The sequence below is a fragment of the Bradyrhizobium sp. ORS 285 genome, assembly GCF_900176205.1.
Classification (GTDB): domain Bacteria; phylum Pseudomonadota; class Alphaproteobacteria; order Rhizobiales; family Xanthobacteraceae; genus Bradyrhizobium.
The window spans coordinates 5,689,910-5,702,112 of record NZ_LT859959.1 but is presented as its reverse complement, the minus strand read 5'-3'; the positions used below and the strand labels follow the sequence as shown (position 1 = coordinate 5,702,112).

The 12,203-nt window shown below is 66.1% G+C and carries 12 protein-coding genes and 1 riboswitch; of the genes, 1 reads left to right on the top strand and 11 read right to left on the bottom strand.

Annotated elements, in window-relative coordinates:
* Window positions 1-725 precede the first annotated feature (725 nt).
* Window positions 726-1,229 carry a mismatch-specific DNA-glycosylase gene (locus tag BRAD285_RS25575; protein ID WP_006615598.1) on the bottom strand — a complete coding sequence of 168 codons (504 nt, stop codon included), beginning with the start codon at window positions 1,227-1,229 and terminating at the stop codon, window positions 726-728.
* A 111-nt stretch (window positions 1,230-1,340) separates the two neighbouring features.
* Between BRAD285_RS25575 and BRAD285_RS25570 the strand changes: the two genes are divergently transcribed.
* Window positions 1,341-1,976, top strand: a complete 636-nt coding sequence (locus tag BRAD285_RS25570) for a glutathione S-transferase family protein (protein WP_006615599.1) — start codon at window positions 1,341-1,343, stop codon at window positions 1,974-1,976.
* A gap of 437 nt (window positions 1,977-2,413) precedes the next feature.
* Here the strand turns inward: BRAD285_RS25570 and BRAD285_RS25565 are convergent, their stop codons facing one another.
* From BRAD285_RS25565 to BRAD285_RS35880, 10 genes are all read right to left on the bottom strand, one after another.
* On the bottom strand, window positions 2,414-2,698 hold the full coding sequence (locus BRAD285_RS25565; RefSeq protein WP_006615396.1) for a hypothetical protein: 285 nt from the start codon (window positions 2,696-2,698) through the stop codon (window positions 2,414-2,416).
* Between the two features lie 190 nt (window positions 2,699-2,888).
* On the bottom strand, window positions 2,889-3,146 hold the full coding sequence (locus BRAD285_RS25560; protein ID WP_006615395.1) for a hypothetical protein: 258 nt from the start codon (window positions 3,144-3,146) through the stop codon (window positions 2,889-2,891).
* Window positions 3,147-3,332: 186 nt separating this feature from the next.
* Window positions 3,333-4,652: an acyltransferase gene (locus tag BRAD285_RS25555; RefSeq protein ID WP_006615394.1), complete on the bottom strand. Its 1,320-nt coding sequence runs from the start codon at window positions 4,650-4,652 to the stop codon at window positions 3,333-3,335.
* A 483-nt stretch (window positions 4,653-5,135) separates the two neighbouring features.
* Entirely contained in the window at window positions 5,136-5,525 is a 390-nt protein-coding gene (locus tag BRAD285_RS25550; protein WP_006615393.1) for a RidA family protein, read from the bottom strand.
* A gap of 166 nt (window positions 5,526-5,691) precedes the next feature.
* Complete coding sequence (gene thiC, locus BRAD285_RS25545; protein WP_006615392.1) at window positions 5,692-7,593, bottom strand: phosphomethylpyrimidine synthase ThiC; 1,902 nt, start codon at window positions 7,591-7,593, stop codon at window positions 5,692-5,694.
* Window positions 7,594-7,997: 404 nt separating this feature from the next.
* Complete coding sequence (locus tag BRAD285_RS25540) at window positions 7,998-8,606, bottom strand: thiamine phosphate synthase (RefSeq protein ID WP_006615391.1); 609 nt, start codon at window positions 8,604-8,606, stop codon at window positions 7,998-8,000.
* Window positions 8,593-9,375: a thiazole synthase gene (locus BRAD285_RS25535; protein WP_006615390.1), complete on the bottom strand. Its 783-nt coding sequence runs from the start codon at window positions 9,373-9,375 to the stop codon at window positions 8,593-8,595. The genes BRAD285_RS25540 and BRAD285_RS25535 overlap by 14 nt, the downstream gene beginning before the upstream one ends.
* Before the next feature lie 199 nt (window positions 9,376-9,574).
* Entirely contained in the window at window positions 9,575-9,772 is a 198-nt protein-coding gene (gene thiS / locus BRAD285_RS25530; protein WP_006615389.1) for a sulfur carrier protein ThiS, read from the bottom strand.
* Entirely contained in the window at window positions 9,763-10,776 is a 1,014-nt protein-coding gene (locus BRAD285_RS25525; protein ID WP_006615388.1) for an FAD-dependent oxidoreductase, read from the bottom strand. Before BRAD285_RS25525 ends, thiS begins: the two co-directional genes overlap by 10 nt.
* A riboswitch (TPP riboswitch) is annotated at window positions 10,764-10,876 on the bottom strand. It overlaps the preceding gene by 13 nt.
* 78 nt (window positions 10,877-10,954) lie before the next feature.
* Window positions 10,955-11,761, bottom strand: coding sequence for a lytic transglycosylase domain-containing protein (locus tag BRAD285_RS35880; protein ID WP_006615387.1), 807 nt, complete (start codon window positions 11,759-11,761; stop codon window positions 10,955-10,957).
* Window positions 11,762-12,203 lie beyond the last annotated feature (442 nt).

Genomic DNA, 12,203 nt, shown 5'->3' with positions numbered 1-12,203 from the left:
CCAGCGCAGCGATCACGTCCACCGCGGCCCACCTCCACGTATCGTGACGACGCGTACGTCCCTCTGCATGAGGCGGGTTGAGCGAGAGCATCGTGCTGATTTGCCCGACATGGCAAGGGGTGAGAGCCGCGACAAACCAACACGACGGGCAGTTGGCGCATGGGGGATATGCGGGGAGTGCCCGTCGGGTGGGGCGGGCCGGCCGATGTTGATAGTTGGGCCCGGTCCGCATTCGACGTTGCATGATATGCGAGAGCAACTGCCGCCGCGCATCGCGCTGTCCGATACAGCGCCCTCTCCCCCAAGGCGAAGCAAAGCTTCGCCAGGGCGGGAGAGGGCATCGCCGGCCTATCAACTTACTCGCTAGGGTGAGGGGTATCTTTCCGTGAGTTGTGCTTGTCGAGGCATACCCCTCACCCAAGCGAGTTTGCTGCTCTGTCATACATGCCCTCTCCCGCAAGGGGAGAGGGCGCAATAACTGGCATTGCTCGCATCATATTCAGATCATCGCCTTTCGTCATGATCATGATGCTGGCTACTCATCAGTTGCGAGCGTCAGGACCGTAGGGTGGGCAAAGGCGCGCCCGCGTGCGCGTGGCTTGCCGCGCTGTATCGCGCGCCGTGCCCACCATCTTGCTTCTGAGTGCGGGGATGCATGGTGGGCACGCGACCGCCCTGCGGGCGGCTGCTTTGCCCACCCTACCGATCGTCATGAGCACCGCGTATCAGGCCTTCCTCCCCACATGCTCTGCGAGCTCACGCCACGGCTGCAACGTCCACGCGCCCGATGCCGCGCCGGAGGGCGACGCCAGCACAAACGTGATCGGAAAATCATTCTGCTCGGGCTGTCGTCCGAGTGCGATCGTGCTAGTCGGCCGGCCGTAGAACAGGCTCGCGGCCTTCTTGCTGGTGAAGGCCACCGTCGCTGGCCGGTGCTGCCGGATCTTCTTAACGAAACTCGCGACGTCGACACCTGCTTTCAGCGCGACATGATCCATCCCCGCGCCGAGCTTGCACAGGTCGGTGAAGCCGATGCCGAGCGACAGCAGCGCAGGAAACTCCGCCGGCAGATACAGCCGCGGCGTCAGGCCGACCTCGTGCAGCGTGCGCCAGAAGCGGTTGCCGGGATGCGCGTAATAGTGCCCGGTCGCGGCCGAGCGCTCGCTGGCGGCGGTGCCGACGAAGACGAGATGCAGGCCGGGCTGGAGCTGATCGGGCAGGCGGTCCATGGCGCGCTTGTCGCATTATTGCAATGACAGCAACAAGCCATTGATGCCGGGCGGCGTTGTTGATCGGGTGGCCTCGGCATAGACCATGCGGTACAGCCATGGGAGCACCCGATGTCGCAACGCCGCCTCTATCATTTCGCCTTGTCGGGCCACGCGCACCGCGCGCGGCTGATGCTGAGCCTGCTCGGCCTGCCGTGCGAGCTCGTCGACGTCGACCTCAAGGGCGGCGCGCACAAGCAGCCAAATTTCCTCGCGCTCAATCCGTTCGGCCAGGTGCCGGTGCTGGTCGACGGCGACACCGTGATCCCCGACTCCAATGCGATCCTGGTCTATCTCGCCGGCCGCTATGACAGCTCCGGCCGCTGGTGGCCGCGCGATCCCGTAGGCCAGGCGCAGGTGCAGCGCTGGCTGTCGGCGGCGGCCGGTCCGCTGGCCTTCGGCCCTGCAGCGGCGCGGATCGCGACCCTGTTCGGCGGCCCGCTCGACATGGCCAAGGCGCACCAGATCGCCAACAATCTGTTCACGGTGATGGAGCGCGAGCTCGGCACCCGGCCGTTCCTCGCCGGCGAAACGCCGACGATCGCCGACATCGCGCTGTACAGCTACACCGCGCACGCGCCGGAAGGCGGCGTGTCGCTCGCACCTTGTCCCAACGTCATCGCGTGGCTGGCCCGGATCGCCGCGCTGCCCGGCTTCGTGCCGATGCAGGCGAGCTCCGTCGTCGAGAGCGCGATCCCAGGGGAATGATCGCCGGGGCCGCGCGCCGTCTGTCGCCGTCCTTCGAGACGCACGCCCGAGCACTTGCTTCCAGCCTCGCCCCGCGTGCGGGGAGAGGCCGGATGGCATCGAAGATGCAATCCGGGTGAGGGGGGCTGTCCGCACGGTCGGTGGTCGTGGCTGCCCCTCACCCCAACCCTCTCCCCGTAAAGAACGGGGAGAGGGAGTGTACCGACATCGGCGCGCCGATGTTCGTCCCACTCTTCATAACGACCGGCTCACGGGCGACGTGCCGCGTCGCCCACAGCGCTTGACCCTCTCCATGAACACGCCTCTTGCGTGCTCATGGTTGATGTGCAGGACCGCCTTGGGTGCCAAGACCTCATGGTGAGGAGCGCCGCTTGCGGCGCGTCTCGAACCACGAGGCCTGATCGTCTTCGGCGTGGGCTGTCCCGAGCGCGTGCGACTTACAGGAAGCAGCGGCGCTCGTCGCGCAGTTTGAGCTGGATGTTGGTGGCTTCGACGAAGGTCGGCACCGGCTTGGAGACGACCTTGTAGGTCGACGGCCATTCCACCGGCTTGGACTGCAGATCGGTGTTCCAGATCTGGCAGATGCCGGTGTTGTCCCAGCGGATCACGTAGTAGCCGCTCTTCAGCGCAGATGTCTTGGCCGCCGGTGCGGCGAAGGCGGGTGCAGCGATCGAAGTGGCCGCAAGCGCGGCGGCAGCGGCGAGAGAGGTCAAGCGGCGCATCGTCAATCTCCTGAAACGAACCAACCAAATCACCTGCGGCGGCGCGCGCGATGGACGCGCGGGTGCCGGGCCGGAGTGGTGCGACAAAAGCGCCCGCAAGGCAAGGCGCTGACGTCGGTCGTTCACAACGATGTCAGTGAGTTCAGAGAGTGTCTCGCACGCGCCGACGCGGCGCAGTGCCCCTCGGCGGTCATAGCGTGCAGCGGCCCTGGCGGCGCAGCCTGACCTGCAGGGTGACGGCGTCGTTGAAGGTCGGGACGGGGCGGCTGATCACCTGGTAGCGCGAGGGCCATTGCAGCGGCCTGAAGGTGAGCGCCTCGCTCCAGACCTGGCAGATGCCGGTGTTCTCCCAGCGCAGGATGTAATAGCCGGCCTGCGCCGGGGCGGCGGCGACGAGCGCAGCGATAGCGCAGGCGCCCGCAAGACCGATTGTGGTGAAACGAGACATCAGGAAAACTCCGGCAACAAACAGGCCCCAGCCAGCGGGCGCCTTGTCGCGGCGGCGTCGTTCGTTTTGAAGGCAGTGATGGCCGCATCATGCGTCAAATCCGCGCGACGAGCGGCGCAATGGAGATCGTGTCGATCGACGATCGGGGGTGTCGCGATGGGTGCGGTCAGCCCGCGGGTCGATCGCTCAGCGGCCGATCATGGAGCGCTGACGTGCAGGCCCGTTGACGGCATCGAGCGGCGCCGCCTGGCGCGAGGCGAAGCCGAGGTCCGGCTTGGCGGCCGGCTCGGGCCTGAACCGCGACGCGGGCATCGGGACCTGCGCGGCGTGGCTGTTCGGCTGCGCGGCTTGCGGCGGCACGGCCGGCGAGCGCCGGCGCAGGAAGTGCCGCTCCAGCAGCGCGTAGGACAGGGTCGCGGCGATGATCGACAGCGGCAGGCCGATCGCGAGCCGCAGCGGCCACCAGACGCCGTAGCTGTCGAGGAAGTTCAGGATCGGCAGATGCCAGAGATAGATGCCGTAGAAGATCCGGCCGAGCAGGATCGCGACCGGCCACTCGAAGACGCGGTGGAGAATGGTGCCACTGCTGCGCGCCAGCATGGTCAGCACGAGGATGCCGGGCAGCACGCCGCACACCATGCTGCCGAACAAATAGTAGTTCATGCTCGGCCCGTCCGCCGGCCAGAACAGGAAGGTGACCGTGCCCCAGTAGAGCAGCAGCGGCCAGGCCAGCTTCGGCCAGAGCCGGTCGAGCCTAGGGGAAGCGCCGTGTGGCACCAGCCGCAGCACGACCGCCATCGCGCAGCCCGCCATCAGCGCATCGGCGCGGGTGTCGAACGCGGTGTAGAGCCGCCGCCACTCCGCGCCATCCAGCACCAGCGCCACTCGCCAGGCCCAGATCGCCGCGGCGATGGCGCAGATCGCCCCGACCAGCCGCCAGCTCACGCCGAAGCGCTTCACCAGCAGCGCGAAGGTCAGCGGCCACAGCAGGTAGAACTGCTCCTCGGTCGACAAGGTCCAGGTGTGACCGATGTCCTCGATCGTCTTGGGATCGAACACGTACCAGTAGTTGGCGACGTAGCAGAGCGCGATCGCCGCGCGCTCCAGCGCAGGCCCGAACGGCGGCCGCAGCAGCCAGGTGAACAACAGATAGGCGGCGAGCATCAGCAGCAGCGGCGGCACGATCCGTGCGAAGCGCCGCGCATAGAACTCGCGGAAGCGGATGTGGCCGTGCTTGTCGAGGTCCCGCAGCAAGAGACCGGTGATGTAATAGGCGCTGGCGACGAAGAACAGGTCGATATAGAGCACCGCCCCCGGCACAAGCGTATGCGACACATGCGCCGTCACCACGCCCAACGTCATCAGCCCGCGCATGCCGTCATGCGAGGGCACATAGCCGAGCGGATAGACCTGCGCCCGCACCGCGTCGTGGATGCCGTCGCGCAGCGCCAATGCGGCATCGCGCAGGAGGCCGGGCAGGGCATGGATCGGCCAGATATAAAACATTAATCGGGAGATTTTCGGATATAATGTTTCGGATCATTTTATAATATTTAAAAATTAAATGTGGCGCAAGAGGAGAAATAGTGGCGCGCGCGGCGGGACCACGCTGGGTTGCGGAGGGAGTGGGTGGGTGTGGACGGGTCTTGGTGATCTGAGCTCCGTTCGATGCTGATCGGCCTTTAATGCGTGCAGCATCGGGCGCCGGCGGCAGCCCGCCGTCTTCACCGTTTCCTCATGGGTGCTGTCGCCGAGCACGACGCTGCGCGATACAGCGCCCTCTCCCCTTGTGGGAGAGGGCATGTACAGCCTCTCAACGCCCTCGGTTGCGTGAGGGGTCTCTCTCCGAGAGCTCGACTCGCGGAAGCATACCCCTCACCCAACCGAGCCCGCCGCACCTCCCTACATGCCCTCTCCCACAAGGGGAGAGGGCACGTTCACGCGCACCCGCGCAAGTAGCTAGAGCGCCCTTGCCGCCTCGCCAAACCGCTACGCCTTGGTCACCACCGCAGCAACCCCCTCGATCTCAATCAGCATCTTCGGATCCGGCAACGCCACCACCACGCACGTCGTCCGCGCCGGAAAGGGCGCCGGCCCGAACGCCGCGGCATAGAGCCGGTTCATGACAGCCACATCGGCCGCGCGCGTCAGCAGCACGTTGACCTTGACGAGATCGCTGATGCCAGCGCCGCCCTCGGTCAGCACGCGCGTGAAGTTGGTCACGACATTGGCGAACTGCGCCTCGAACTCATCGGGCAGGTTGCCGTCGGCATCGAAGCCGGGAATGCCAGAGATGAAGAGGAGATCGCCGACGCGGGTGCCGAATGAGAGTGGTGGGGCTTTGATGTGGGGTGGGGCGGGGATGTGGTGGATGGGCATGTGGATCTCCTTTGTTGACGTCCCTCGATTGGGCAGGGCTCTGCTATCAAAGCGAAGTTCTGTAGCTTTTTGCCGAACTACTAAACAAAAAGCCGGGCTTTCGCCCGGCTTGATGGATGGCCGGGTCTGCGCCCGGCCATGACGGTGGAGAGAGCAGGGCAAGGCGTCAGGACAACGCCTTGTTGCTCTCCTTCACCTTCTCCGCGTCCAGATACACACTCCCGCCCATTTCCTTGAACTTGGCGCTCATCTGGGCCATGCCGTCCTCGATGGTGCCTGACATGGTCATGCCGACCGTCGCCGGATCATTGAGCGTTGCGGCGTAGTCGCGGACGTCCTGGGTGATCTTCATCGAGCAGAACTTCGGACCGCACATCGAGCAGAAATGCGCGACCTTGTGGGCTTCCTTCGGCAGGGTCTCGTCGTGGAAGCTCTTGGCGGTGTCCGGGTCGAGGCCGAGGTTGAACTGGTCGGTCCAGCGGAACTCGAAGCGGGCGCGCGACAGGGCGTCGTCACGCAGTTGGGCGGCCGGGTGGCCCTTGGCGAGGTCGGCGGCGTGGGCGGCGATCTTGTAGGTGATGACGCCGGTCTTGACGTCGTTGCGATCGGGCAGGCCGAGATGCTCCTTCGGCGTCACGTAGCACAGCATGGCGCAGCCGAACCAGCCGATCATGGCCGCACCGATGCCGGAGGTGATGTGGTCATAGCCCGGCGCGATGTCGGTGGTCAGCGGCCCGAGCGTATAGAACGGCGCCTCACCGCATTCCTTGAGCTGCTTGTCCATGTTGATCTTGATCTTGTGCATCGGCACGTGGCCGGGGCCCTCGATCATGACCTGGCAGCCCTTGTCCCAGGCGATCTTGGTGAGCTCGCCAAGCGTTTCCAACTCGGCGAACTGAGCGCGGTCGTTGGCGTCCGCGATCGAGCCGGGGCGCAGGCCGTCGCCGAGGGAGAACGACACGTCATACTTGCGCATGATGTCGCAGATCTCGTCGAAATGCGTGTAGAGGAAGCTCTCCTTGTGATGCGCGAGGCACCACTTGGCCATGATCGAGCCGCCGCGCGAGACGATGCCGGTGACGCGCGACGCGGTGAGGTGGATGTATTGCAGCCGCACGCCGGCATGGATGGTGAAGTAGTCGACGCCCTGCTCGCACTGCTCGATCAAGGTGTCCTTGTAGAGCTCCCAGGTCAGCGCGACCGGATCGCCGTTGCACTTCTCCAGCGCCTGGTAGATCGGCACGGTACCGATCGGCACCGGCGAGTTGCGCAAAATCCATTCCCGCGTCGTGTGGATGTTGCGGCCGGTGGAGAGGTCCATCACGGTGTCGGCGCCCCAGCGGATCGCCCACACCATCTTGTCAACTTCCTCTTCCACCGACGACGTCACCGCCGAGTTGCCGATATTGGCGTTGATCTTGGTGAGGAAGTTGCGGCCGATGATCATCGGCTCGAGTTCGGCGTGGTTGATGTTGCAGGGGATGATGGCGCGGCCGCGCGCGATCTCGTCGCGCACGAACTCCGGTGTGATGAAGGCGGGGACGGCGGCGCCAAAGCTCTCGCCATCGGCGAGCGCGGCCTCGGCGCGTTCGAGCTGCTGCTTGCGGCCGAGATTCTCGCGCTCGGCGACGTAGATCATCTCCTTGGTGACGATGCCGGCGCGGGCGAATTCGAGCTGGGTGATCTTGTGGCCGTCGAGGCCGCGCAGCGGCTTGTGGTGCGCGGTGAACGCCTTCGCCGCCTTGTCGGCGCCGACATTGCCGTTGTCCTCCGGCTTGATGTCGCGGCCGACATACTCCTCGACACCGCCGCGCTCCTTGACCCAGGCGGTGCGGTTGCGAGGGAGGCCGGCGTTGACGTCGATCGTCACGGAGGGATCGGTGTAGGGACCGGAGGTGTCGTAGACCGGCAGGTTCGGCTCACTGGCCGCCTCCGACAGGATGATCTCGCGCAGCGGCACGCGCAAATCGGGCGCGGTGTCAGGCACAGCGTAGATCTTGCGCGAGGACGGCAGCGGTCCGGTGGTGACGGCGGGCAGGGTGGTGTCGGGATTGGAGCGGATGTTCATGGGATCCTCCTGGTCGATTTATTGTCGGAGTGAATGAGGGACGTCATTGCGAGGAGCGACAGCGACGAAGCAATCCAGGGCGGCACGCGTGTGGCCCTGGATTGCTTCGCTTCGCTCGCAATGACGGTGGAGAGAGTTGCGGCTCGCATTAGCTCGTTGCTGATGATCAGCCGAGAAGATTTGGTGCCGTGAGGGGCGCAGATTGTTCAGGCTCCCTCCCCCCTTGTGGGGGAGGGTTGGGGAAAGGGGTGAGCCACACCCACCGACCCCGGAGTTACCCCCCTCCCTGGCCCTCTCAGCGCGAGCGCAGCTCGTCGCGACCCACAAGGGGGGAGGGAACGACGGAGATCGGGGCTGCGGTTGGACCCAATCGCTGTCAGACGCATTCGCAGAAGCTGCGCGCATTACGCCGGCTCCTTCGCCGCATCGAGCCACGCGCGAACACGCGCGTCGGGATCGGCATTCTGCGTGACGTCACTAACGACGGCGATCGAATCCGCGCCGGCGGCGAAGATCTCGGCGGCCTGCTCCAGCTTGATGCCGCCGATGGCGACCAGCGGAATTTGGCCTATGCGCTGCTTCCAGACGCTGATCTTCGGGATGCCCTGCGGCGCGAAGCGCATCGCCTTCAGGGTGGTTGGAAAGATCGGGCCGAGCGCGACGTAGTCCGGCTCGGCGGCCAGTGCGGTTTCCAGCTCGGCGTCGTCATGCGTGGAGAGGCCGAGCGTCAGGCCGGCGTCCTTGATCGCCTTCACGTCAGCTTCCGCAAGATCCTCCTGGCCGAGATGGACATGCTCGGCGCCGGCGACGATGGCCGCGCGCCAGTAGTCGTTGACGATCAGCTTGGTCGCCGTGCCCTTGGTGATGGCAAGCGCGTCGGTGACGATCTGCAGCGCCTGGCCGTCGTCGAGATTTTTCGCGCGCAACTGCACGGTGCCGACGCCGAGCCTGGTCAGGCGCTCGACCCAGGCGAGGCTGTCGACGACGGGATAGAAGCGATCAGGATACGGCATGCCAGAACGGGGTCCCAACGACAGGGGTGGAGGGCGAGGCGAAATCGCGGGCGTCCATCAGCCCGGCCTCGTAGGCGGTGCGGCCGGACTCGACGCCGAGCCTGAAGGCGCGCGCCATCGCGACCGGATCGGCGGCCTTGGCGATCGCGGTGTTGAGCAGCACGGCGTCGTAGCCGAGCTCCAGCGCTTCGGCCGCATGCGACGGCGCGCCCAGGCCGGCATCGACGACGAGGGTGATGTCGGGCAGGCGATCACGCAGCAGCTTCAAGGCGTCGCGATTGATGATGCCTTTGGCGCTGCCGATCGGCGCGGCCCAGGGCATCACCACCTTGCAGCCGGCATCGACCAGGCGCGTGGCGATGGTCAGATCCTCGGTGCAGTAGGGGAAGACCTCGAAGCCATCCTTGATCAGGATGGTCGCGGCCTCGACCAAGCCGACGACGTCAGGCTGCAGCGTGTCGTTGTCGCCGATCACTTCGAGCTTGATCCAGGACGTGCCGAACAATTCGCGCGCGAGCTTGGCGGTCGTCACGGCCTCGCGCACGCTGCGGCAGCCAGCGGTGTTCGGCAACACCGTGACATTGAGCGCGTTGATCAGCTTCCAGAACGCATCGCCGGTCTTGCCGCCGGCGGCCTCGCGCCGCAGTGACACCGTCACGATTTCGGCCCCGGAGGCGCGGATCGCGTCCTGCATGATCGCAGGCGAGGGATACAGCGCGGTGCCGATCAGGAGGCGGGAGGTGACGGTCTTGTCGTAGAATTTCAGCATCGATTGTCTCCGTCATGTCGGACGGTGGTCGCCGCGAATACAGCTGTCGTCCCGGCGAACGCCGGGACCCATACCGCGTGGTGTGGCTTGGGGCACGCGAGGAGAGATCGAGCGCTATCACGGCCGACGGTGGCTACGGGTCCCGGCGTTCGCCGGGATGACAGCGGAGTGTAAGGCGCGAGCGAGCGCTCCATCGCCATCACCCTCCCTGCCGCGGCGTGATGATCTCGATCTCGTCGCCAGCCTTCAGTGCCGTCTCGGCCCAGCGGCTCTTCGGCACGACGTCGTAGTTCAGCGCGATCGCGAAATGGGTGCCTTCGTAGTCGAGTTCCGACAGCAGCGCGGCCACGTCGGTCGCGCTGATGTCGCGCGCTTCGCCATTGACCGTCACGCGCATCGCATCACCTCGTTGTCGATCTGGCCATGCGCGACGTAGTTGAGCGTCGCCTGCGCCAGGCTGGGTGCGATCAGGAAGCCGTGGCGATAGAGGCCGTTGACGCGGATCTCGCGCTCGCTTTTGACCGTGATGCGCGGCAGATTGTCGGGATAGGCCGGCCGCAGGCCGGAGCCGAATTCGAGGATGCGTGCTTCGCCAAACGCCGGATGTACCGAGTAGGCGGCGCCCAGCAGCTCCAGCGCCGAGCGCAAGCTGACGCCGGTGTCCTCGGCTTCCAGCGAGGTGGCGCCGAGCATGAACAGATTGTCCTCGCGCGGAATGAGATAGAGCGGGAAGCGTGGATGCATCAGCCGCACCGGACGCGCGAGCTGCACCTCGGATGTCTCGATCAGGATCATCTCGCCCTTGACGCCGCGCAGCTCGGGCTCGGCATCGCGCGCCTCCAGGCCGCGGCAGTCGATCACGAGCCCGTCGAGATCATCCGCCTTGACGTTGCTGTTGAACAGCACGCGGCCGCCGGCCTCGACGATGCGCTGGTGCAGCTTCGGCAGCACGCGGCGCGGCTCGACATGGCCCTCGGTCGGGTAGAACAGGCCCTCGCGGAAGCGCCCCTCCAGCGACGGCTCCAGCTCCGCGAGAGCTGCCGCATCGAGACGCTGATAGCCGGAGGTGCGGCGCGCGAAGCGGTCGTAATCGGCGCGGTCGCGGGCATGCGCGATGACCAGCGAGCCGTTAAACGGCGTCTCCGGCATCTCCCGGCGCCAGATATCGAGCGAAGCGAGGCCGAGGCGGCTGATGACGGGCTCGGAGATCTCGCTCTCGCAATAGGGCGCCAGCATGCCGCCGGCCCAATGGCTGGTGGAGAGCATCAGCGCGGCGTCGCTGCGCTCATGCAGCGTCACGTCATGGCCGGCGCGCGCGAACAGTAAGGCCTGCCAGGCGCCCGCAATACCGGCGCCGATGATGGATACGGGACGATCCCCGCGGGTCGTTGTCTGCTGCATCCCTGTCCCTTCGCCGGCATGACCCGGATCAGGTTCAAAGGGTCACCGCATTCACGCTGCGGTATCTCAGCTCCCCCTCGGAGCTCCCCTCGGAACGCGCTTAAAATAGACCGATACGCCCCGGTGTCAACGGAGTGTCACGGAAAGACAGTGGGACGGCTTTAGGAACCAACCCGCCTCAATGCGCGCGGGCGTGGCGCGAGGTGGCGATCTTCGGCGTGATGTCGAGCGGGGCGCTCACGCGGTCCGGCCGGCCGGCCGGACGGGCATCCGCGACGCGCTGCCGCTTGGCCTCCTCGTAATAACCCTTGGCGAAATAGGCCACCGCGCGGTCGTGATCGCCGCGGGCGGCGCGGTAGGCGCCGGCGAGGTAGCGCACGCCATAGGTGAGATTGGTGTTGGGATCGTGCAGGCCGGCCGCATCGCCGCTGTAGCCGAGGCCGCGGGCGGTGCCGAGCTTGATCTGCATGAGGCCGATGCAGCCGCAACGGCCGACCAGGTCCGGCTGATACTTGCTCTCGCGCACGATCACGCGGTGGATCAGCGCTTCCGGAATGTTGTTGGCGGCGGCGTGCACGGCGACCAACGCATCGATATGCGGATGGCCGGTGTTCATGTGCTTGGGCTTGGCATCGGCGGCCTTGCGGTCGCCCTCGCGCGGCTCGGCGGCGGGGGCGTCGGCCGGCATTGCGTCGTCGGCCGGCGCGGCGGCATTGGCATCCATCGGCTGGCCGGTATCGGCGCTGCTGACGGCCTCGATCGCCTCGACCTCGCGCGCGGTCCTGGTGACGGCGCCGCGCGCGGCCAGCTCCTTGATGCTGTCGGCGCGGACGTGGGCCAGCTTGACCTTGCCGGACCGCGACTTGGTGCCGTCCGACTTGGCGCTGTCCGACGCAGCGTTTGCATCTTCGGCCGCCAGAGCGGACGGCAGGTGGCCAGCCATCGCAAAGCCTGCCAGGCAGGCCGTCAGCACGAGACGTTTCATGTGTCAGGATCCCCCGGGAACCGTGCGCGTGCCGAGCAGCCCCCCAAACACGCGTTGACACTTTGCACACCGTAATTGGTACGAACGCCGGGCGATAATGTGGCGAAAATCGGGCAGAATGCTCCGGTCGGTCCCGGATGATGGGATCTGAAGGGGCTGCTCTCTCCCCATTGATTGCTGCCGAAGCTTCCTTGCCGACGGCATCGCCAGCCTTCACGAGCGCGCAACGCGGGCACAGGGCACGCGGCGGCGCAGACGCTCGATATCAGCGGCAATCGGCTCAAACCGATCCGATCTCAACTGCGTGAGGTTGGATGTCGCGCGGCATCCGGGCGCGTGCAAATCAGTTGGCGCGCGGCTATCATCGATCTCGTCAGTTCGACAGCAAGCCTGACTGATTCAATCTGGCTCATCAGAAGCCTGAACAGAGAGGGAGCGCGTC